This window comes from Pseudomonas sp. WT-JTC (genome assembly GCF_056711565.1).
The window spans coordinates 4408262-4430150 of the sequence record NZ_CM160042.1 but is presented as its reverse complement, the minus strand read 5'-3'; the positions used below and the strand labels follow the sequence as shown (position 1 = coordinate 4430150).

The window sequence follows — 21889 nt, the reverse complement described above, 5'->3', positions numbered from 1 at the left end:
ACGAAAAATGCAACAGCCAGCAAAAGGTTTGAAACGAGGGCTCTCAGCCCGACATATTCGCTTCATGGCACTGGGGTCGGCGATCGGAACCGGGCTGTTCTACGGTTCTGCCTCGGCCATTCAAATGGCTGGCCCCGCGGTCCTGCTCGCATACCTGATCGGTGGCGCGGCGGTGTTCATGGTCATGCGCGCCCTCGGTGAGATGGCGGTGCACAACCCGGTGGCCGGCTCGTTCGGCCAGTACGCCAGCACCTATCTGGGGCCGATGGCGGGCTTCATCCTCGGTTGGACCTACGCGTTTGAAATGGTCATCGTCGGCATGGCCGACGTGACGGCGTTCGGCATTTACATGGGGTTCTGGTTCCCCGAAGTCTCCCGCTGGATCTGGGTGCTGGGCATCGTCTCGGTGGTCGGCGGCTTGAACCTGTGCAATGTCAAAGTCTTCGGCGAAATGGAGTTCTGGTTGTCGTTGCTCAAGGTCGCGGCCATCGTCGCAATGATCCTGGGCGGCTTCGGCATCATGCTGTTTGGCATCAACAGTGCGCCGGGTGCCCAAGCGACGGATATCAGCAATCTCTGGACCCAGGGTGGCTTCATGCCCAATGGCGTAGGAGGCCTGATCGCCTCGTTTGCGGTGGTGATGTTTGCCTTTGGCGGCATTGAAATCATCGGTGTTACCGCTGGTGAAGCCAAGGATCCGCAACATGTGCTGCCCAGGGCAATCAATGCCGTGCCGTTGCGTATTCTGCTGTTCTACGTGTTGACGATGCTGGTGCTGATGTCGATTTTTCCGTGGCAGCAGATCGGCAGCCAGGGCAGCCCGTTCGTACAGATTTTCGACAACCTGGGCATCAGCTCGGCGGCCACTATCCTCAACATCGTGGTGATCTCGGCGGCAGTGTCGGCCATCAACAGTGACATCTTCGGTGCGGGTCGCATGATGTATGGCCTGGCTCAGCAAGGGCACGCCCCGAAAGGCTTCGCCCGCTTGTCGCGCAATGGCGTACCGTGGTTGACGGTCGTTGTGATGAGCTGCGCGCTGCTGCTGGGCGTGTTGCTGAACTACCTGATCCCGGAAAACGTTTTTCTGCTGATCGCCTCCATCGCGACCTTTGCCACGGTGTGGGTCTGGCTGATGATTCTGTTGACCCAGGTGGCCATGCGTCGCTCCATGAGTGCCGAGCAGGTTGCGCAACTGAAGTTCCCGGTGCCGTTCTGGCCCTATGCGCCGATGGCGGCGATTGCCTTCATGCTGTTCGTCTTCGGTGTGCTGGGCTATTTCCCGGACACACAGGCTGCGTTGATCGTCGGTGTGGTCTGGATCGTGTTGCTGGTGCTGGCCTACCTGACGTGGGTCAAACCGATGGCTGGACAGGCGGCCCTGATTTCCAAGGAGTCCCCCCTCTCTCAGCGTTAATCTGATTTGAGTGAGCTACGAGAGAAACAGGCCGGCTGACACTTGTCAGCCGGCCTGTTTCGCTTTCAAGGCATCGCCAAACGATAACGGCATCACTTTTTCGGTGGTTTACCGCTGGTTGGGATGTGCAGGTACGACATCACGCTTTCTGTCAGTTCGGTCGCCAGTTTGACCGCCTCTTTGTTGCGCGCCATCACGCCGGCGACCAACCCTTCGATCAAGGCGAGCATTGCGATGTTGGAACTGGTCAACACCGGATGATCGCAAGGCGCAAACAGCACATGCTCGGCAATGCTGGTGAGCGGCGAGGCGGGTGAGTCGGTAATTGCCAGCACCGACGCGCCGCGTTCATTGGCGAAACGTGCCAGTTGCAGGGTGTCGAGGGAGTAGCGCGGCAGGGAGATCGCCAGCAACACGTCCTGATCGGTGATCGCGGCCAGTCGGTACGCGGCATTTTCGTTGCCGCCTTCCATGCTGATAGCGGTGGCGTCGGCGCAGAAGGGCATCAGGGTCGAGGCAGCGAGGCCGGCGAAGTAGACACTGTTGCCGAACCCCAGGATATAAATCTTGCGCGCGGTGGTCAGGCGAGTGACGAACGCTTCAAAGGTGTCGGCGTGGTTGTTGGTCGCCGCCGTGGCGAGATTGCTGCTGGCGCTCTGGATTTGTTCATGCAGGCCAAATGCGCCGCCAGGGCGATGGGCCAGTTCGTTGCGTAGTTTGTCGACCGGCGACACCATCTGCTGCAGCGTCGCGACCAGTTCGGCCTTCATGCCGGTGTAGCCACCGAGGTCCAACGCCTTGGCCAAACGGTTGACGGCGGCGGGTGAGGTCGACGTTTCGTGAGCCATTTCCTCGATGGTCAGCGTCGCGGCTTTCAACGGGTGACGCAGGATAAAGTCCGCCACCTTACGCAGTGACGGTGGCAGTTCGGAAACGATTTCCGTCAGTTTGCGCATGACCGGTGCGGCGTAGACCGTGGTGTCTTTTGATGGGGTTGGCATATCCAGCTCAACGGTTCCTGAAGGTGGGAGAAGGGCTGTGCCTGATGCCCTGACAAAGTTGGCTGGAGTGTATCTGAAGCCAACCCGGTCAGGGCAGCGCAGAGCAATCGGTCGTTGAACAGCGGACTACTTCAGGCTCCCGGCCAGAAACTGCTGAAGGCGCTCGGACTGTGGATTGACCAGCACTTCACGCGGGTCGCCGCGTTCTTCGACCAGGCCTTTGTGCAGGAACACCAGTTGGTTGGAGACCTCACGGGCAAAACCCATTTCGTGGGTCACGACCACCATGGTGCGACCCTCCAGTGCCAGATCCTGCATGACCTTGAGCACTTCACCCACCAGTTCGGGGTCGAGGGCCGAGGTTGGCTCGTCGAACAGCATCACTTCCGGCTCCATTGCCAGTGCGCGGGCAATCGCCACGCGCTGCTGTTCGCCACCCGACATATGGGCTGGCCAGGCATCCTTGCGGTGCGCCACCCCGACTTTGTTCAGGTAGTGCTCAGCCTTTTCCCGAGCCTCTTTCTTGCCCAGGCCCAGCACATGCACCGGGGCCTCCATGACATTTTCCAGGGCACTCATGTGCGACCAGAGGTTGAAGTGCTGGAACACCATCGACAGGCGTGAACGCATGCGTTGCAACTGCCTGGGCTCGGCAGCCTTGAGCCCGCCGAGTTTGTTGGTCACAAGTTTGAGCGGTTCGCCGTTGAGCACAATGTTGCCGGCGTTGGGCTGCTCCAGCAGGTTGATGCAGCGCAGGAAGGTGCTTTTGCCCGAGCCACTGGAGCCGATGATGCTGATCACATCACCGGCCTGGGCCTGCAGGGATATGCCCTTGAGCACCTGGTGGTCGCCGTAGCTTTTGTGCAGGTCCTGAATTTCAAGTTTGTACATGGTTTGAACTCTCTGGCATCAGTCGCTGAGCAAGCGGCCTTGGCGAATAGGGGTGTAGCCTGCGACTTTGGCCAGCCACAGACCGGGTTGGGCGAAACGCAGACGTTCGCGGGCGTAGAGGATGCCGTCGGTGCTGGCGCGCACTACGCTGTGGTGGTCGTTCAGCGGGTCAATGACTTCGAACAACGGGTCGCCGACCTTGACCTGCGCTCCCAGCGGTTGCAGAAAACTCACCACTCCCGGATGCGGCGCATACGCGTACTGCGCACCGGCGAAGGGCATCGCTTCACAACGGGACGGCGGTGCTGCCGGCCATTCACCGCTGATCAGGCCTTGCTCTGCGAGATAACCGAGAATGGCCTGGGCGCTGTCGATGCATTGCTCGCGTTCGGTGTCCGCCATGCCACGTAATTCAATGGTGGTGGCCGCGCACGACAGCGGGATATTGGCTTCAGGGAAGAGCTCGGTCAGGCGTAACCAGGGAATCGCGCAGGCTTCGTCGAAGGCACTGCCGCCTGCACCTTCGGCCAGCAGCGTGACGCCGGCACCCAGGCGCGCGGCCAGTGACTGCAAGCGTGGCCAGTGTTGCGGCATCGCATACAGCAACATGATCGATTCGAAATCGCAGTGCAGGTCCAGCACCACATCGGCGTCACAGGCATGCTGCAGCAACACGCGGCGCAGGCCGTCGAGTTCCGAGGCCGGTGGCGGCATGTCGGCGAGCACATCGGCCATGGCACGACGGATCAGTGCGACGTTGACGTCGGCGTCATTTCCCAGTCGACCTTCCAGCAATGGTGCGACGGCTTCGGCCAGCTCCGGGAAGTCGCGGTTGAAGTTCTTGCCGCTGGAGAACTCGAAGCGACCCTGATGGGTGGCCTGGAACATCTGGCCGATACCGATCGGGTTGGCCATCGGTACCAATTCGACGACCCCCGTCAGGCGGCCTTGTGCTTCCAGTTCAAGCAGGCGGCGCTTGAGTTCGACGGCGACACGCATCCCCGGCAGCTCGTCGGCATGCAGGGAAGCCTGGATGTACGCCTTGCGTGGTCCGCTGCCAAAACGAAACAGCGACAGCGTTCGTTCAGTGCCCGAAGCGCTCCACGGCAGCAGGTATTGAATGTGTTCCATATCAGCTCCTTAATGCTTGCGCGGTGCCAGATACGCCAGCCAGCGGCGCTCGGCCAGCTTGAACAGGCGCACCAGAATGAAAGTCAGGGCCAGGTAGATGAGGCCGGCGGTGATGAACGCCTCGAACGGCAGGTAGAACCGTGAGCTGACCGTGCGTGCCGCGCCGGTGATATCCACGAGCGTGACGATGGAGGCCAGGCTGGTGGTTTGCAGCATCATCAGCACCTCGTTGCTGTACTGCGGCAATGCCCGACGCAAGGCCGACGGCAGGAGAATGCGGCGGTACAGGGTCAGACGGGACATGCCCATGGCCCTGGCGGCTTCGATCTCGCCATGGGCAGTGGATTTCAGACTGCCGGCCAGAAGCTCTGCGCTATAGGCACTGGTGTTGATCGCGAAAGCCAGGCAGGCGCAAAAGGTGGCGCTGGACAGGTAAGGCCAGAGCACGCTTTGGCGCACGGCTTCGAATTGCGCCAGGCCGTAATAGATCAGGAACAATTGCACCAGCATCGGCGTGCCACGAATCACGTAGGTATAGAGCCAGGCCGGGAAGTTGATCAGCGGCGATCGCGACACCCGCATCAGCGCCAGTGGAATCGCCAGGACCAGGCCCAGGGCCAGGGAAATGAGCAGGACTTTGAGGGTCAACAAGGCGCCATTGAAGTACAGCGGCAGGTTTTCCCAGATCAGGTTGTAGTCGAGAATCATGGGCGGGCTCCCCTCACAGTTCGGCGGCTTTGATGCCGACCGAGTAGTGTTTTTCCAGATGGCGCAGCACCAGCAAGGACAGGCTGGTGAGCATCAGGTACAGCGCCGCCACGGCGAGGAAAAACGTGAACGGCTCGTGTGTGGCATCCGCTGCGTTCTTGGCTTTGAACATCATGTCCTGCAAGCCGATCACCGAGATCAGCGCGGTGGATTTGGTCAGTACCAGCCAATTGTTGGTGAACCCCGGAATGGCGAAACGAATCATCTGCGATACCAGAATTCGCCAGAACACCTGTGCCCCGCTCATGCCATAGGCCACGCCGGCTTCGGCCTGACCTTTGGGGATCGCCATGAAGGCGCCGCGAAAGGTTTCCGAGAGGTAGGCGCCAAAAATGAAACCCATGGTGCAGACACCGGCGATAAAGGGGTTGATGTCGATATAGCGGGTGTAACCGAGCGCCAGGGCAATGCGGTTCACCAGATCCTGGCCGCCGTAGAAAATCAGCAGGATCAGCACCAGGTCTGGAATGCCGCGTATCAGGGTGGTGTAGCTTTCCCCGAGCATGGCCAGCCATTTGAGCGGTGACAATCGGAAGGCCGCGCCGATCAGGCCCAGGGCAATCGCCATGGACATGGAGGTCAAGGCCAGGTTTATGGTCAGCCAGGCGCCATCGAGAATGCTCGATCCGTAGCCGTGAAGCATGATGAAGTTCCTCAAGCGAGCGCCGCGAGGCGCGCAAGACAAGCCCGAATCGGCGCCTGCAATGGGCCGGCACCGGGGCTATGGGTAAGGCTTACTCGCCGTAGATATCGAACGCGAAGTACTTGGCCATCACTTGCTGGTACTTGCCATTGGCGCGGATCGCATCAATCGCCGCACTCAGGCGCGCAACGTTGGCGGTGTCGCCTTTGCGCACGGCGATACCGGCGCCCCGGCCGAAGTATTTCGGGTCGTTGATGTCCGGTCCGGTCAACGCAAAACCCTGGCCGGCCGGTGTCTTGATAAAGCTTTCATCGGTGTTGACGATGTCGGCGAGGGTGGCGTCCAGTCGACCCGAGGCGAGATCGAGGAAGGCTTCATTTTGTGAGGAGTAGCGCACCACGACGACGCCGGCTTTTTCCAGTTGCTCGCTGGCAAAACGATCGTAGGTGGAGGAGCGTTGCACGCCGAGTTTCTTGCCCTTGAGGTCTACCAGAGGGTCATTGATCACGCTGCCGGCCTTCATCGCGAACTTGCCCGGTGTGTGGTAGTACTTTTTGCTGAAGTCCACGGACTTCATCCGGTCTTCGGTGATCGACATCGACGACAGCACGGCATCGATCTTGCGCACCTTGAGCGACGGGATCATGCCGTCGAATTCCTGAATGACCCACTCGCATTTGACCTTCATTTCTTCGCACAAGGCGTTGCCGATCTCGTAATCGAACCCGCTGACGTTGCCCTCCGGCGTCTTGAAGGAGAAGGGTGGGTAGGCGGCTTCGATACCGATGCGCAGGCTGTCTTCGTCGGCATGTGCCAGGAAGCTGAAAGCGCACAGCGCCAGAGCACCTAGAAGTTCTGTCTTGTTCATATTGTTGACTCCTTGGAGGGCATTGGGGGGAAACGGGTGCCCGCCATCCAGGTTGGCGCGGTGGATCAGTCCTGTGATCGGCGGGACTATAAATGACACAATAAAAATCAATAATCAATAGAGTGAAAAAAAACATATCAGTCCGAGTTGTGGTTCATCACAAACCCATGCCTGCGTTTGCCAATTACCGCTGCTCATTTCGATCATTAAGTTGTCAGTTACGGTCATTGAGTGGCGGCGGCGCGACTCTTAGTCTGTCGAACATGATTGATGGGGGCCGTAGAGCTCCTGCACTTTCCGTGATCGCTCGATGTGGAGTTACCGATGACCGCCGCTCATTACCCGCACCTGTTGGCTCCGCTGGACCTGGGTTTCACCACGCTGCGCAATCGCACCCTGATGGGGTCGATGCACACTGGCCTTGAAGAAAAACCGGGTGGTTTCGAACGCATGGCGGCGTACTTTGCCGAACGTGCCCGTGGTGGTGTCGGTCTGATGGTCACCGGCGGTATCGGCCCGAACGATGAAGGTGGCGTGTATTCCGGTGCGGCCAAGCTGACGACCGAAGAAGAGGCGCTCAAGCACCGTATCGTCACCCGTGCCGTGCATGACGCAGGCGGCAAGATCTGCATGCAGATCCTCCATGCCGGTCGTTATGCCTACAGTCCGAAACAGGTTGCGCCTAGCGCGATCCAGGCGCCGATCAACCCGTTCAAGCCCAAGGAGCTGGACGAGGAGGGCATCGAGAAGCAGATCAGCGATTTCGTCACCTGCTCGGTACTGGCACAAACCGCCGAATACGACGGTGTGGAAATCATGGGCTCCGAAGGTTATTTCATTAACCAGTTCCTCGCCGCCCACACCAACCACCGTACCGACCGCTGGGGCGGCAGTTACGAAAACCGTATGCGCCTGCCGGTGGAAATCGTCCGTCGCGTGCGTGAAGCGGTCGGCCCGAACTTCATCATCATTTTCCGTCTGTCGATGCTCGACCTGGTCGAAGGCGGCAGCACCTGGGAAGAGATCGTTCAACTGGCCAAGGCCATCGAGCAGGCCGGGGCGACCATCATCAACACCGGTATCGGCTGGCACGAAGCGCGGATTCCAACCATCGCCACCAAAGTGCCGCGCGCGGCGTTCAGCAAGGTCACGGCCAAGCTGCGGGGTTCGGTCAATATTCCGCTGATCACCACCAACCGCATCAACACGCCGGAAGTCGCCGAGCAGATCCTGGCGGAGGGCGATGCCGACATGGTGTCCATGGCGCGGCCGTTCCTCGCCGACCCGGATTTCGTCAACAAGGCCGCTGAAGGTCGCGCCGATGAAATCAACACCTGCATCGGTTGCAACCAGGCCTGCCTCGATCACACCTTCGGCGGCAAGCTGACCAGTTGCCTGGTCAACCCGCGTGCCTGCCACGAAACCGAACTCAATTACCTGCCCGTGCAACAGCTGAAGAAAATCGCCGTGGTCGGTGCCGGCCCTGCCGGTTTGTCCGCCGCGACCGTGGCGGCCGAGCGTGGCCATCAGGTGACGCTGTTCGATTCGGCCAGCGAAATCGGCGGTCAGTTCAACATCGCCAAGCGCGTTCCGGGCAAGGAAGAGTTCTACGAAACCATTCGCTACTTCAACCGCAAGCTGCAGACCACCAACGTCGAGGTGTGCCTGAACACCCGCGTCGACGTGGCCCGGCTGGTCGAGGGCGGCTATGACGAGATCATCCTGGCCACCGGCATTGCGCCGCGCGTGCCGGCGATTGCAGGTGTGGAAAACGCCAAGGTGTTGAGCTACCTGGATGTGATCCTGGAGCGCAAACCGGTCGGCAAGCGTGTCGCGGTGATTGGTGCCGGTGGTATCGGTTTCGACGTCTCCGAGTTCCTGGTTCATCAAGGCGTGGCTACCAGTCAGGATCGCGCCGCGTTCTGGAAAGAGTGGGGCATCGATACGCACCTTGAGGCACGCGGTGGTGTTGCTGGTGTCAAGGCCGCACCCCATGCGCCGGCCCGCGAGGTATTCCTGCTGCAACGCAAGAAGTCCAAGGTCGGCGACGGCCTGGGCAAGACCACCGGCTGGATTCATCGCACCGGTCTGAAGAACAAGCAGGTACAGATGCTCAACAGCGTCGAATACCTGAAGATCGACGACGAAGGCCTGCACATCCGCATCGGCGAAACCGGCGAGCCGCAGGTGCTGCCAGTGGACAACATCGTGATTTGCGCCGGGCAGGACCCGCTGCGTGAATTGCATGAAAGCCTGGTGGCGGCGGGGCAGAACGTGCACCTGATCGGCGGCGCGGATGTCGCGGCAGAGCTGGATGCCAAGCGGGCGATCAATCAGGGTTCGCGGTTGGCGGCGCAGTTGTAATACGCAGGTCCAGCGTGCCAATGGCTTTCGCGAGCAAGCCCGCTCCCACAGTTATTGCGTTGTTCGTGGGTTTTGTGAACGACACAAATCCACTGTGGGAGCGGGCTTGCCCGCGAAGGCGTCCTCAAGGCTGTTAAGATGCTGGTTCCCTACTCGGATCCGGCGTCAATGCTTCTCCCTCCCACCACCTGGCTCCCCCAGGCTCCCCTCGAACGCCTTCACCTCGACTGGCTCTCCGACGCCGGCATCGAAGTGGCGATCCTGCGTCTGGACCAGATCGACCCGCTGATCAGCGGCAACAAATGGTTCAAGCTCGTCGAACACCTGAAGACCGCCGACCGCCTGGGTGCCGAAGGCATCATCAGCCTCGGTGGAGCACACTCCAATCACCTTCACGCGTTGGCGGCGGCGGGCAAGCGTTTCGGCTTTTCCACCGTCGGCCTGTTACGCGGGCATCCTCAGGAAACCCCGACGGTCAAAGACTTGCAGGCGTTCGGCATGCAGTTGCACTGGCTGGGTTACGGCGGCTATAGGGCGCGACATGAAGCGGGTTTCTGGCAACCCTGGCAAATTCGGTATCCGACATTGCATCCGGTGCCTGAAGGGGGAGGTGGTTTGCCTGGCGCCCAGGGTTGCATGCCATTGCGAGCTACCGTATGCGCGCAATTGCAGGGCTTGGGCTGGAGCGATTACGACGGCTGGTGGCTGGCCTGCGGAACCGGCACGACGCTGGCTGGCCTGGTGCTGGCCGAAGCGGGGGATCATCCGGTGTACGGCGCCCTGGCGGTGCCGGATGATCATGGGGTGGCGCAGCAGGTCGAGCGGATCGTGCAGGAAGCCGGTGTGGTCGATGCGGCCTATGAGCTGTTTGCGGCCAGTCGCGGCGGCTTCGCGAAGGTCGATCAACTGTTGCTCGACTTCATTGAAAAGACCGGGCAGACCGGCAGCATTCCCCTTGAGCCGCTTTACACCGGCAAGGCGCTCATGGCCCTCGAACAACAAGTCGCCGCGGGCAAGTTCGCCCGAGGCTCGCGGTTGATCTTCGTCCACACTGGCGGTTTGCAGGGGCGACGGGGGTTCAGTCCACAAATCTGAAGCACACATGCAATCTCATGTGGACTCAGTTATCGCGGTTTACGCTCTTGGGCATCATCCGCAGCAAGGTGTTATCGCCCACCACGTAGTGGTGATACAGCGCGGCCGCGGCATGCAGGCCGATCAGCCAATAGCCGATAGTGCCGCCGAGCTCGTGCCAGTCCTGGAGTTGTCTGGCCAGGTCCTTGTTTTCCGCGATTGGCATCGGCAGGTCGACCCCATAGAACATCACCTGATTGCCTTTGGCGCTGGTGACCAGCCACCCGAGAATCGGCGTAACGATCATGAAAATGTACAGCGCCCAGTGCATCAGCCTGGCCAGTGTGGTTTGCCACTGTGGCGAAGCCGGGAAGACCTGTGGCGCGGGGCCGAGACTGCGTGCGAACAATCGCAGCCAGACCAGAACGAAGACGGTCAGGCCGAGCATGAAGTGTGATTCGACGATCAGCGTGCGCCCGCCACTGCCCTTGGGAAACATCCCGCGCAACTCGATACAGGCGTAAACCAGCACCAGCAGGACCAGCATCAACCAGTGCAGCGCGATCGATACGGTGCTGTAGCGCGAGGCGGAGTTTTTCCACGGCATACGGTATTCCTCAGAGGTCCGGTTTAAAGCCACCGTTCTTGTTTGACGGTGTCTGGTAACTTTAATCCTGTTTCACCGGGTTTGCCTGAGGCGATTGGCCGCTGGATGCTCTGGTTCGGGTAATAGACGGAAAAACCCTTGTAGGAGCGAGCTTGCTCGCGATGGAGTGTCAGATACGTTGATGTCGACTGACACACCATCGCGAGCAAGCTCGCTCCTACAGGGGGGGCGTTTTTCAGCTCGATTGCGGCATTTCGCCGTTGGCCAGACGCTTGTTGATGTCGGCGATCACTTCCGGCAGATCGGTGATGGTGTCGATCATGTAGTGCGGGCGCGAACTTTCGAACATCGCGTGGATACGCTTGCGCTCACTGTCCAGCTGGTCGCTTCCGAGCGCGCGATAACCTTCGTAGTCCAGGCCCAGGGCGTTGCCCGAGCAGATCAGCGCCACGGTCCACATGCCGGCGCGGCGACCTTCGAGAATGCCCGGCACGGTGTCATCGATCTTCACGCACGCGGCAACATCGTCGATGCCCAGGGCGATGACGTTGGCCAGCGCCTGGGCGGGCCATGGGCGACCATTCGGGACTTCGTCGGTGGCGACCACGTGATCGGCCACGTAGCCGTTGGTGGCGGCCAGATCGACCACTTTGTCCATGACCTGTTTCGGGTAACCGGAGCAGGAACCGATCTTGATCCCTTGCTGGCGCAGATTGGCGATGGTCTCCAGCGCACCCGGGATCAGTGCCGAGTGTTCGGCGATTTTTTCGATCTGCAGCGGCATGAAGCGTTGGTAAATCGCGGTGACGTCATCGTCGGTCGGCGTGCGGCCGAAGACTTTGCGATAACGCTCGGCAACGTCCGGCAGATCGCACAGGGTGCGGATGTGGTCCCACTTGCCCATGCCCATCGGGCCTCGGGCTTCTTCGATGGACACCTGGACGTCGAACTCGGCGAAGGCCTCGACGAAAATCTGCGTCGGGGCGAAGGAGCCGAAGTCGACCACGGTGCCGGCCCAGTCGAGGATGGCGGCTTGCAGTCTGGTTGGGTTGGCGTAGTTCATGGTGATCAAGTCCTGTAATAACTGGCTATTGGAGAGCAGCTTTTGGTGGGAGCGGCGGTGCGACGATTCGACTTGCTCGCGAAGGCGGTGTGTCGGTCGACAAATGTGTTGGCTGTCAGACCGCTTTCGCGAGCAAGCCCGCTCCCACAGGGAATGCGGTGTGGGTCAGATGTCGAGCACTTCCATCTCGCGCAACACCTCGCCAATCGCGGCCACGGCTTCGCGCATTTCGGCCGGTTGGACATGGCCGATGCAGCCGACGCGAAAGGTTTCAACCTGGGTCAACTTGCCGGGGTAGAGGATGTAACCCTTGGCCTTGACCCGCTCGTAGAACTCCTTGAACTGGTAGCGAGGGTCTTTCGGGGCATGGAAGGTGGCGATGATCGGCGCCTGGATCGCCGCCGGCAGGAAGCTGCGCAGCCCCAGTTTGCCCATCTCTTCCATCAATGCCTGGCAGTTGGCGGCGTAGCGTTCGTGCCGCGCCGGCAAGCCACCTTCTTCGTTGTATTGCAGCAGGGCTTCGTGCAGCGCGGCGACCACATGGGTCGGCGGGGTGAAGCGCCACTGGCCGGTCTTGGCCATGTAGGCGTGCTGGTCCTGCAGGTCCATCGCCAGCGAATGCGAATTGCCGGCGGCAGCGGCCAGGGATTCCTTGCGGGCAAAGACAAAGCCCATGCCCGGCACGCCCTCCAGGCATTTGCCCGAGGCAGCGATCAGCGCGTCGAACGGAATCTGTTGCGCGTCTACCGGTAGCGCGCCGAAGGAACTCATGGCGTCGATGATCAGGCGTTTTCCGTGCCGGGCAATCACATCGGCGATTTCCGGCAGCGGATTGAGGATACCGGTGCTGGTTTCGCAGTGAATCAGGGCGACGTGGGTGATGCCGTTATCGGCGCGCAGCAGGCGGTCGACGTCGGCGGCGGTGGTCGGCTCGTCTTCGGCGGTTTCGAAGGTGCTGAAGGAGCGGCCCAGCACTTCGCAGATCTTCGCCAGGCGTTTGCCGTAGGCGCCGTTGATCAGTACCAGAACCTTGCCGTCCCGAGGCACCAGCGTGCCGATCGCTGCCTCGACCGCGAAGGTGCCACTGCCTTGCAGGGGCACGCAGTGGTGCGTAGCGGCGCCGTTGACGATTGCCAGCAGTTGCTCGCAGAGGCTGGCGGTCAATTGATTGAAGCGGTCATCCCATGAACCCCAGTCGATCATCATCGCCTGACGGGTGCGGGCCGAAGTGGTCAATGGGCCGGGGGTGAGCAGGATGGGTTCGGCAGTACTCATTCTCATGTCCTCGCAATCGATGGGATGAAGCTACGGGGCTTAAATTGCAATTTGCCGTGATATCAATCAAATTGTTTGTTGTTATGCCAGCCATCAGTGAAGGTTATTCATGAACCTGTTTCAGCTCCGCGCCTTCGATGCCGTGGCGCGCGAAGGCAGCTTTACCCGGGCGGCGGCGCGGTTGTTTATCAGCCAGCCGGCGGTTACCGGGCACATCAAGGCCCTGGAGGAGCACTACCAGATCACCCTGCTGCGCCGCACCGCCCGGCGAGTGGAGCTGACGGAGGAGGGCACCAAGCTGGCGGCCATCACCCGGGCGATGTTCGGCCTGGCCGAAGAGGCGCAGGTGATGCTTGAAGCCAACCGGCAATTGTTGACCGGGCGTCTGGAGGTGGCGGCGGACGGTCCGCACATGGTCATGCCGATGCTCGCCAGCCTGCGCGCGCGTTATCCGGGGATCACGGTGAACCTGCGTCTGGGCAACGCCCAGGAAACCCTGGCGGCGCTGCTGTCCGAGCATGCCGACGTGGCGGTGCTGACCGAGGTCGAGCCGCGCAAGGGCTTGCATCTGCAAGCGTTGAACGAATCACGGATTTGCGCGCTGGTGCCCGACGGGCATCCCTGGGCGCAGAAGACCAAAGGCGTGCAGCTCAGGGAGCTGGATCAGGTGATCATGGTGCTGCGCGAACCGAGTTCGATTACCCGGCGCACCTTCGATGAGGCTTGCGCCCAGGCCAGGGTCAATCCGCGGGTGTTGCTGGAACTGGACAGCCGTGAAGCGGTGACCGAGGCGGTGGCCGCCGAACTGGGGGTGGGGGTGGTGTCGTCGGTGGAGGTCAGCCACGACCCGCGAGTGGCGGCGGTACCGATCATCGGCGAGGGGTTGGTGAACCGGCACATGATCGGGTGCATGGAGCGGCGCAGGGATTTACGCTTGATTCAGGCGTTTTTCGGGTTGGCGCCGGTCAGGTAGACCGAGGCGCGCCCTTCGCGAGCAAGCCCGCTCCCACAGGTTCAGCGCCATCTTTGTGGGAGCGGGCTTGCTCGCGAAGGGGCCGGACCTGTCTACACCAGGCTTTCGCGCACCATCTCCAGAAACGTCGCCACCACCCGCCGCGAACTCTGCTCGCGCAAGCACACCAGGGTTTCAGTCAGTCGTCGTTCGCAATCGGTAATCGGCAGCGCGCAAACCCTGGAGTCCGCACCAAACTCGGCGGCCGACACCACGCCCACCCCGATCCCGACCACCACCGCTTCCCGTGCGGCCTCCCGGCCCTCGACCTGAATCGCCGGGCGAATGCGGAACCCGGCGCGTTGCATTTCCTCTTCCAGGGTCTGTCGGGTCACCGAGCCGATTTCCCGCAGCACCAGTGGCGTGTCGTCGAGGTCCGCGAGGGTGATGGATTCGCGGTCGGCCCACGGGTGATGGCGCGACACGAACGCCACCATCGGGTCGTTACGCAGGGGCAGGGAGATCAGGCGATCATCGCTGACGTCACGACCCAGCAACGCCAGGTCGGCCTGGTAGTTGAACAGTCGGAAGAGCGACTCATCGGTGTTGCCGGTTTCGATCTTCACGCTGATCCCGGGGTAGCGTTCGCAGAACCGGGCAATCTGCGGTAGCACATGCACCGGTGCGTCCACCGCCAGAATCAGGCTGCCGGTCTGCAAGGCCTGGGACTCCTGAAGCAGTTCCTGGGCTTCCGCCTCGATCACGAAAAGCCGCTGGGTAACGCTCAACAGGCGCTCGCCCAGATCGGTCAGGCGCACCGAGCGCTTGTTGCGGTGAAACAGCAAGACACCGTAGCGCTCTTCGAGCTTGCGCACCTGGTCGGAGATCGCCGGTTGCGTCAGAAAAAGCCGCTCGGCGGCTTTGGTAAAGCTTCCATGGACCGCCACGGCGTGGAACGCTTTGAGCTGGGCGTGGGAAACCGACATGGCAATCTCCAGTAACAAGCTGACCTTATATTTGAAATACGATAAATCGATTTCACTTATTAATCAGTAATTGTTTTTATCCACCTCAGCCCCGCTGACCGGTCAGTCGAACAGCAGCGGGTGCCATGAGCCTGGGCGTGCAATAACAGGACTCATCTGACCGGTATCCGCCGTAGGGACAGGGCGATACCGCAGTGCTCAACAATAAAAAAACAGGCGTTTTATTCCAATTCTGCCGGCACACTCACACCCTGAGGTCAGAATCACAATGAACAAGCACATCGGCACCATCAAGCGTTGGCGCGTGCAGATCTTCGCGATCACCTGGCTCGCCTACGCCGCGTTTTACTTCACCCGCAAAGCCTTCTCGGTGGCCAAGCTCGGCATCGCCGAAGACCCGACCTTCATGCTCGACAAAATGGCCATGGCCAACCTCGACGCCATCTACCTGACGGCCTACGCCGTCGGCCAATTCACCTGGGGCATTCTTGCCGACCGCTTCGGCCCACGGGTGGTGGTACTGGGCGGGTTGCTGATTTCCGCCTGTGCGGCGCTGGTGATGGGCAACTTTGCAACCTTACCGATTTTCGCTACCTGCATGCTGATACAAGGCCTGGCGCAGTCCACTGGTTGGTCGGGGCTGTGCAAGAACCTCGGCAGCTTCTTTCCCTCCGAGCAACGCGGACGGGTTTTGGGCCTGTGGAGTTCCTGCTACGCCTTTGGCGGTCTGGTGGCCTCGCCGTTTGCCGGTTGGTGGGCGTACACGCTCATCGGCAGCTGGCATGCGGCGTTCATTTCCAGTGCGGCGGTGGTTGGGCTGGTCGCCGTGCTGTTTTTTATTTTCCAACGCAACAAACCGGAAGACGTCGGCTTGCCGGCGGTGGAGCCGGAACCTGAGCTGACCGCCGAACAGGCCGACGCGCAAAGCAAAATCAGCATGTGGGAGCCGTTGAAGGAAATCCTGCGCAACCGTACGGTGCTGGTGCTGGGGCTGGCGTACTTCATGCTCAAGCCGGCGCGCTACGCGATTCTGCTGTGGGGGCCGGTGATCGTCTTCGAACAGATGCCTTCGGTGGGCAAGGTCGGTGCGGCGATCATTCCGACCTCGTTCGAACTGGCCGGGTTGCTGGGGCCAATCATGATTGGCCTGGCCTCGGACAAACTGTTCGGCGCCCGACGCATGCCCGCTTGCGTGCTCAGCCTGTTGGCGCTGACGGTGTCTCTGGCACTGTTCATGGGCGCCCTGCACACCGGCAGCGTGGTCCTGGTGGTGGCACTGCTGTTTGTCATGGGCCTGACCCTCTACGGACCGGACTCGATGATCAGCGGCGCGGCGGCCATCGACTTCGGCACCGCCAAGGCCGGCGCCACGGCAGCCGGTTTCGTCAACGGCTGCGGCTCGGTCGGGGCGATTCTCGGCGGGCTGCTGCCGGGCTACTTCGACACCGTTACCGTGTTCATCGTCTTCGCCGGCTGCGCCATGTTCTCGGCGCTGGTGTTGATCCCGCACTGGAACAGCCGCCCGGGCGGCCTGAAAACCAACTACCCCTTCGTGCCCAATCGGGCGATGAACATCAAACCCCTGCGTACCTGAATCCTGTCCCTCGCGGCCTGCTGCGTCTGCGGCAGGCTGGCGTGTGGGCCACTGACTGGAGATTTCCCCCATGAGACCCTTTTGGCTGGACCAGGCCTTGAAGGCTGATGCATCCGAAACCTGCCCGCCGCTGGAAGGCGACAGCCGTGCCGACGTGTGCATCGTCGGTGGCGGTTACACCGGGTTGTGGACCGCGATCATGCTCAAGGAGCAGAACCCCGAGCTGGACGTGTTGCTCATCGAAGCGGACATCTGCGGCGCCGGGGCCAGTGGACGCAATGGCGGTTGTGCGTTGTCGTGGTCGGCCAAGTATTTCACCCTGGAACGGTTGTTCGGCGTCGAAGAGGCCGTGCGCCTGGTCAAGGAGTCCGAGCGCAGCATCCATGCCATCGGCGCCTTCTGCGAACAGTATGCGGTGGACGCCGATTACCGCCTCGACGGTACGCTCTACACCGCCACCAATCGTGCGCAATGCGGCTCGACCGATGCGGTCATCGCCGCACTGGAGCGCAATGGCATCAACTCGTTCACTCAGCGGCCGGTGGCCGATGTGCAGCGCATGGCCGGATCCAGCAAACACGTGGAAGGCTGGTTTTCCCCGGCCGCGGCCAGTGTGCAGCCGGGCAAACTGGTGCGCGGTCTGCGCCGGGTCGCCTTGCAATTGGGTGTGAGGATTCACGAAAACACCGCGATGACCGGGCTGGAAGAAGGCAAGCCGGCGGGTATTCAAACCCCCAATGGCACTGTTCGCGCCGATCGTGTGGTACTGGCGATGAATGCGTGGATGGCCCGGGCGTTCCCGCAGTTCGAGCGCAGCGTGGCGATCGTTTCCAGCGACATGCTGATCACCGAGCCCCGGCCGGATTTGCTCGAGGAAGTCGGCTTGACCAGCGGAGTCACAGTGCTCGATTCGCGGATTTTCGTGCACTACTACCACAACACCCCGGACGGCCGGATCATGCTTGGCAAGGGCGGCAATACCTTCGCTTATGGCGGACGCATGTTGCCGGTGTTCGATCAGCCTTCACCCTATGCCGGATTGTTGCAGAACAGCCTGGCGGATTTCTTCCCGGCGTTTGCCGACGTCAAGGTCGAAGCGACCTGGAACGGTCCGTCGGACCGTTCGGTGACCGGGCTGCCGTTTTTTGGGCAGATGAGCGCCAGTGGCAATGTGTTCTATGGTTTTGGCTATTCCGGCAGCGGTGTCGGGCCCTGTCACATGGGTGGGCAGATTCTGGCGTCGATGGTCCAGGGCCTGGATAACCCCTGGACCCGTTCGCCGCTGGTCAACGGACCGCTGGGTTTCTTTCCACCGGAGCCGATTCGCTACATCGGCTCGCTGATGGTGCGTAACGCCATCCGCCGCAAAGAGCGCGCGGAGGATCACGGGCGTCGGCCGCGGCATCTGGATGTGCGTCTGGCAAAGTTCGCCGCAGCGGCCGGAAAGGCTGACAAGGGCTGAGCGTCAGGGCGCAAGGTCCGAGCGGTTGAGCAGCCAGTCGAACAGCAGGCGGGTATCGCCGCGGGGCTCGCGCGGACGAGGGCGGCGAGGTTGTGGCTTTGGGCTCATGGCCGTACAGAGCACCGGGCGATCCGGGTCACTGTCGAGGAAAATCACCAGTACCTCGCTGCCGGCCACGGGCAAGCGGGCCGGATCGATCCAGTCCTCGACGGTGGTCAGCGCCAGCGGTAACCACAGGCCGGTGGACACCTCGTTGGTTGATTGCGTGGCGGGCCAGAGGATTACCTGAACCCGGCCATCCTCATCCACTGTCGCCGGTTGCCCGACCGGGCCGCACACCTGGCCGGGCTGATACCCGGGGATACTCGGCCGGGATTGATTGAGCGCTGGCCTGAACACCGTCGACCACGGGATGGCGCTGAATTGATTGCGGTAACCCTTGGCCACGCCCGCAGCGTCGTCGAGCAGAATGGAGGCGTGACGCCCCTCATGGCGGATTTCGGTGACCAGCCATTGATCGTTGAAATTCGCCAGCGGGTGCCCGGCCACCTGTACGATCCGGCCGCTGCGTAATGCTCCCTGGTTACTCTGACCGTGAATCTGCAGGTGCCGGCAACGCAGGCGTTCCAGTTGTCGACGGCTGAGCTGTTCGCGATGTTGTTGTTCGCGAGCGCGAAAGTGTCTCGCCGTGGCGAACGAGTGATTGGCTGCGCCGTCGCCAACGTCCGGTGCACCTGGATTCCTGGCACCTGGGCGCCCGGGGGAGAGCGGAGCGTCATGGCGCTGGAACAGTTCGCTGATCACAGGTTCGTGATGTTCGCCGAGGGCGTCGCTGCGCAACGGCATGAGCAGCGGTTCCTGGGGGAAACTCAGGCTGTCATCGGCCAACACCAGCACATGGCCGTCGCGCTGATGTTCGAAGTGATAGTGGATGCCTTCTTCCTCGCACAGCCGTTGCAGCAACGCCAGGTCGGTTTCTTCGTACTGGATGCAAAAAGGTCGCAGGGGATAATTCCCGGTTGTCAGTTCAAAGCGATAGCTGCTGGCGGGCAACCCGTGTTCCTCCAGTAACTGGCGCAGCATCATGGGTACGCTGGCGCACTGGAAAACCCGCCGGCATCGTTGCCGATCCAGCGCCTGGAGACGGGACACCAGCACCAGTTTGTAAGCGACCCGGTGCCCGCTTCGGTGTTCACAACTGGCGCTGTCCAGCAGGCCATGAATGCCTTGGTCGTGGCCAAATTCGAGGAACGCCGGTTGGTGCAGCAGTCGTTCAAGGTTCAGGGCCGGTGCCAGCCCGATCACCTCGATGTCGAATCGATAGGGCTGGTTGAGTGCTTCATGACCACTGAACCGGACCACCTGGAAGCTCAGGTCGTCATCGAGAAGGGTCAGGGTGGTGGGACTTTCCTTGTCGTTGTGCATCGAACACGCCGCTGCCGTGGAATAGGGGGCAGAGCGTACGAAACCCCGGCACATTGCGGGCAGGCTAAAGCGATATTTCCGAATCGCCCTACAACCGCTGGTGAAGATGTCGATACCAGTCGGGATTTTTTGGTCGATTGCCAACTTTAGGCCGTATAAACTTGCGCAAAGCGCCGGCCAATCATTGTCTCGGCGCCACAGATGCCACAGATAAGAGAGTGAGAAATGGGCGCACAGTGGAAGGTTAAACACAAAGAAGCGGCAGCCAATGCCAAGGGCAAGATCTTCGGCAAACTGGTGAAAGAAATCACTATTGCTGCGCGCAACGGCGCTGATGTTGCTACCAACGCACACTTGCGTCTGGTCGTTGAACAGGCCAAGAAGGCCTCGATGCCCAAGGAAACACTGGATCGCGCCATCAAGAAAGGTGCGGGCTTGTTGGGCGAAACCGTGCAATACCATCGCGTGACGTATGAAGGGTTCGCCCCGCATCAGGTACCCCTGATCGTTGAATGCGTGACCGACAACATCAACCGTACCGTCGCCGAGATCCGCGTGGCGTTCCGCAAGGGCCAACTGGGGGCTTCCGGTTCGGTGGCCTGGGACTTCAACCATGTCGGCATGATCGAAGCATCGCCGGACACCCCGGACGCCGATCCGGAAATGGCTGCCATCGAAGCCGGTGCACAGGATTTCGAACCGGGTGAAGACGGTGCAACCCTGTTCCTGACCGAGCCAACCGACCTCGACTCGGTACAGAAAGCCCTGCCGGAACAAGGCTTCACCGTGCTGTCGGCCAAACTGGGCTACCAGCCGAAAAACCCGGTCAGCGGCCTGAGCGACGAGCAGATGGCGGAAGTCGAGGCATTCCTCGAAGGCCTTGATAACCACGACGATGTGCAGGACATGTTTGTCGGGTTGGCGGGTTGATCTGATTCGTCAGTGACACCGTCTTCGCGAGCAAGCCCGCTCCCACAGGTTTAGCGCTGTCCCTGTGAGAGCGAGCCGGCTCCGGGCGGCGATCCGGCGATTGACCGCGCAGCGGTCACAGATTTTTCAATTGCTGCACGACTTCGTCAAACCCCGGCCGCGCCAGCACCAGTGGCTGACAGCAACGCTGCTCCAGATCCACCAGCACCCCGCGCAATTCATCGCTCAACCCCGAGTCGATCCGCTCCAGCAACTCCCCCAGCAACACTCCGAACGCCCGCACTTCGATCCGCTGCAAGGCACGGCTTTCAAGGCTGTCGGAAATCGCGTGGAACGACGCCGCACCAAAGTCCCCCAGCAAGCAATCACCCTGTTCATTCCATAGAATGTTGTGCCCATAGAGGTCGCCGTGGGTGATGCCATGGCCGTGCAGGTGCTCGGCCACCGAGGCAATGCCCGAGGCAATACGCAGCGCCACGGCAGCACTGAAGCGCAAGTCGTCGGGGTAAATATCGCGGCTGCACGACGCCAGGCTCGGCAATGCGGCGAGGTTGCGGTAGCTCGGTGCGATCAGTTGCATCACCAGCCCGGCGGTTTGCTGCGGGTGACCGACAATCCGCCCTTCGACGCGGATCAGGTTCGGGTGCAGGCCCGCGGTGATGCAGGCGTTCATCTCGTGCAGTGGCGAACCGTCGCTGGTCATTTCGCCCTTGTAGAGCTTCACCGCAACGGCCATGGACGGCTGGTCGGCCGGTTGCCAGGCGGCCTGATGAATCACCCCCGACGCACCTTCCCCGAGTTTTTTCTCCAGACGCAATGCCGACCAGTCAATGCGCGGTGTGGCGTCGAGGGCCGCGGCATCGGCTTCGGTTTCCAGCGGGTTGCCGGCGTACGCCAGCCAGGTCAGGCTCGGCAATTCCAGCAGCCATTGCGGTAACCCGGTCAACCGGTTGGCGGCGATGCGGATCAGTTCCAGCCGGTGGCACTGGCGCAACGACTCCGGCAGCGCTTGCAAACGGTTGCCGGCGAGCATGAGCTTTTGCAGGAAAGGGCGCTCTCCCAGTTCGCTCGGCAAGGTTTCGATGCAGTTGTCGGTCAGGATCAGCCAGCGCAGCAGCGGTGGGAGTGCCGCTGCGGGCACGTGGGCGATGCGGTTGGCCTTGAAGCCGATCATCGTCAGTGCAGCGCATTGGCCCAGGCAGGCCGGCAACTCGGTGAAGCGGTTATCGGAACAGAACAGCACGCGCAAACGGGTCAGGCGATGCAAGTCCTGCGGCAGGGCGCTCAAGGCATTGCCGCTGAGGTTGAGCACTTCCAGCGAGTCCGCCAGATCGAAAATCTCCCGGGGGAATTCGGTGAGGCCATCGACCAGATCCAGCCGCGTGATGCCTGACAACTCGCCGGCGCGCAATTGAGCAAGGGTATGCATGAACAGATT

Annotated in this window: 19 protein-coding genes; 7 read left to right on the top strand and 12 right to left on the bottom strand. The window is 61.4% G+C overall.

Features of this window, described 5'->3' with window-relative positions:
- The first annotated feature begins 7 nt into the window (after window positions 1–7).
- The gene (locus AC06G5_RS20180) at window positions 8–1417 is read left to right on the top strand and encodes an amino acid permease (protein WP_413428358.1); all 1410 of its coding nucleotides are present in this window, start codon (window positions 8–10) and stop codon (window positions 1415–1417) included.
- A 92-nt stretch (window positions 1418–1509) separates the two neighbouring features.
- Here AC06G5_RS20180 and AC06G5_RS20175 read toward each other — a convergent pair whose 3' ends face one another.
- The 6 genes from AC06G5_RS20175 to AC06G5_RS20150 all read right to left on the bottom strand — a co-directional run bounded on the left by AC06G5_RS20175 (window position 1510) and on the right by AC06G5_RS20150 (window position 6719).
- A complete protein-coding gene (locus AC06G5_RS20175) occupies window positions 1510–2418 on the bottom strand; it encodes a MurR/RpiR family transcriptional regulator (RefSeq protein WP_413428357.1) in 909 nt (302 codons plus the stop codon).
- Between the two features lie 126 nt (window positions 2419–2544).
- Window positions 2545–3309, bottom strand: a complete 765-nt coding sequence (locus tag AC06G5_RS20170) for an ABC transporter ATP-binding protein (protein WP_413428356.1) — start codon at window positions 3307–3309, stop codon at window positions 2545–2547.
- A gap of 18 nt (window positions 3310–3327) precedes the next feature.
- A complete protein-coding gene (locus AC06G5_RS20165) occupies window positions 3328–4440 on the bottom strand; it encodes a succinylglutamate desuccinylase/aspartoacylase family protein (protein WP_413428355.1) in 1113 nt (370 codons plus the stop codon).
- Window positions 4441–4449: 9 nt separating this feature from the next.
- The gene (locus tag AC06G5_RS20160; RefSeq protein ID WP_008018917.1) at window positions 4450–5148 is read right to left on the bottom strand and encodes an ABC transporter permease; all 699 of its coding nucleotides are present in this window, start codon (window positions 5146–5148) and stop codon (window positions 4450–4452) included.
- 13 nt (window positions 5149–5161) lie between these two features.
- Window positions 5162–5851, bottom strand: coding sequence for an ABC transporter permease (locus tag AC06G5_RS20155; RefSeq protein WP_480458191.1), 690 nt, complete (start codon window positions 5849–5851; stop codon window positions 5162–5164).
- Between the two features lie 91 nt (window positions 5852–5942).
- Window positions 5943–6719, bottom strand: a complete 777-nt coding sequence (locus AC06G5_RS20150; protein WP_480458189.1) for an ABC transporter substrate-binding protein — start codon at window positions 6717–6719, stop codon at window positions 5943–5945.
- Between the two features lie 324 nt (window positions 6720–7043).
- Here AC06G5_RS20150 and AC06G5_RS20145 point away from each other — a divergent pair, with 324 nt between their 5' ends.
- Together AC06G5_RS20145 and AC06G5_RS20140 are read left to right on the top strand one after the other, a co-directional pair.
- Entirely contained in the window at window positions 7044–9083 is a 2040-nt protein-coding gene (locus AC06G5_RS20145) for an oxidoreductase (RefSeq protein ID WP_480458187.1), read from the top strand.
- Between the two features lie 168 nt (window positions 9084–9251).
- The gene (locus tag AC06G5_RS20140; RefSeq protein ID WP_413704419.1) at window positions 9252–10178 is read left to right on the top strand and encodes a 1-aminocyclopropane-1-carboxylate deaminase/D-cysteine desulfhydrase; all 927 of its coding nucleotides are present in this window, start codon (window positions 9252–9254) and stop codon (window positions 10176–10178) included.
- Window positions 10179–10203: 25 nt separating this feature from the next.
- Here the strand turns inward: AC06G5_RS20140 and AC06G5_RS20135 are convergent, their stop codons facing one another.
- The 3 genes from AC06G5_RS20135 to AC06G5_RS20125 all read right to left on the bottom strand — a co-directional run bounded on the left by AC06G5_RS20135 (window position 10204) and on the right by AC06G5_RS20125 (window position 13102).
- Window positions 10204–10764: a cytochrome b gene (locus AC06G5_RS20135; protein ID WP_413428350.1), complete on the bottom strand. Its 561-nt coding sequence runs from the start codon at window positions 10762–10764 to the stop codon at window positions 10204–10206.
- Between the two features lie 235 nt (window positions 10765–10999).
- Window positions 11000–11827: a phosphonoacetaldehyde hydrolase gene (gene phnX / locus AC06G5_RS20130; protein WP_413428349.1), complete on the bottom strand. Its 828-nt coding sequence runs from the start codon at window positions 11825–11827 to the stop codon at window positions 11000–11002.
- Between the two features lie 165 nt (window positions 11828–11992).
- A complete protein-coding gene (locus AC06G5_RS20125) occupies window positions 11993–13102 on the bottom strand; it encodes a 2-aminoethylphosphonate--pyruvate transaminase (protein ID WP_480458184.1) in 1110 nt (369 codons plus the stop codon).
- 109 nt (window positions 13103–13211) lie between these two features.
- Between AC06G5_RS20125 and AC06G5_RS20120 the strand changes: the two genes are divergently transcribed.
- Window positions 13212–14075 carry a LysR substrate-binding domain-containing protein gene (locus AC06G5_RS20120; RefSeq protein WP_413428347.1) on the top strand — a complete coding sequence of 288 codons (864 nt, stop codon included), beginning with the start codon at window positions 13212–13214 and terminating at the stop codon, window positions 14073–14075.
- 92 nt (window positions 14076–14167) lie between these two features.
- On the opposite strand, the gene AC06G5_RS20115 is transcribed toward AC06G5_RS20120, so the two are convergent.
- Window positions 14168–15040, bottom strand: a complete 873-nt coding sequence (locus tag AC06G5_RS20115) for a LysR family transcriptional regulator (protein ID WP_413428690.1) — start codon at window positions 15038–15040, stop codon at window positions 14168–14170.
- Between the two features lie 268 nt (window positions 15041–15308).
- Between AC06G5_RS20115 and AC06G5_RS20110 the strand changes: the two genes are divergently transcribed.
- Together AC06G5_RS20110 and AC06G5_RS20105 are read left to right on the top strand one after the other, a co-directional pair.
- Window positions 15309–16634: an MFS transporter gene (locus tag AC06G5_RS20110; protein WP_413428689.1), complete on the top strand. Its 1326-nt coding sequence runs from the start codon at window positions 15309–15311 to the stop codon at window positions 16632–16634.
- A gap of 70 nt (window positions 16635–16704) precedes the next feature.
- Window positions 16705–18096, top strand: a complete 1392-nt coding sequence (locus AC06G5_RS20105) for an FAD-dependent oxidoreductase (protein WP_480458181.1) — start codon at window positions 16705–16707, stop codon at window positions 18094–18096.
- Window positions 18097–18099: 3 nt separating this feature from the next.
- Here AC06G5_RS20105 and AC06G5_RS20100 read toward each other — a convergent pair whose 3' ends face one another.
- Window positions 18100–19521, bottom strand: coding sequence for a type VI secretion system Vgr family protein (locus AC06G5_RS20100; RefSeq protein ID WP_480458179.1), 1422 nt, complete (start codon window positions 19519–19521; stop codon window positions 18100–18102).
- A gap of 225 nt (window positions 19522–19746) precedes the next feature.
- On the opposite strand from AC06G5_RS20100, the gene AC06G5_RS20095 reads away from it, so the two are divergent.
- Window positions 19747–20451 carry a YebC/PmpR family DNA-binding transcriptional regulator gene (locus AC06G5_RS20095; RefSeq protein WP_413428686.1) on the top strand — a complete coding sequence of 235 codons (705 nt, stop codon included), beginning with the start codon at window positions 19747–19749 and terminating at the stop codon, window positions 20449–20451.
- Between the two features lie 115 nt (window positions 20452–20566).
- On the opposite strand, the gene AC06G5_RS20090 is transcribed toward AC06G5_RS20095, so the two are convergent.
- Window positions 20567–21880, bottom strand: coding sequence for a leucine-rich repeat-containing protein kinase family protein (locus AC06G5_RS20090; protein WP_413428685.1), 1314 nt, complete (start codon window positions 21878–21880; stop codon window positions 20567–20569).
- Between the last annotated feature and the right edge of the window lie 9 nt (window positions 21881–21889).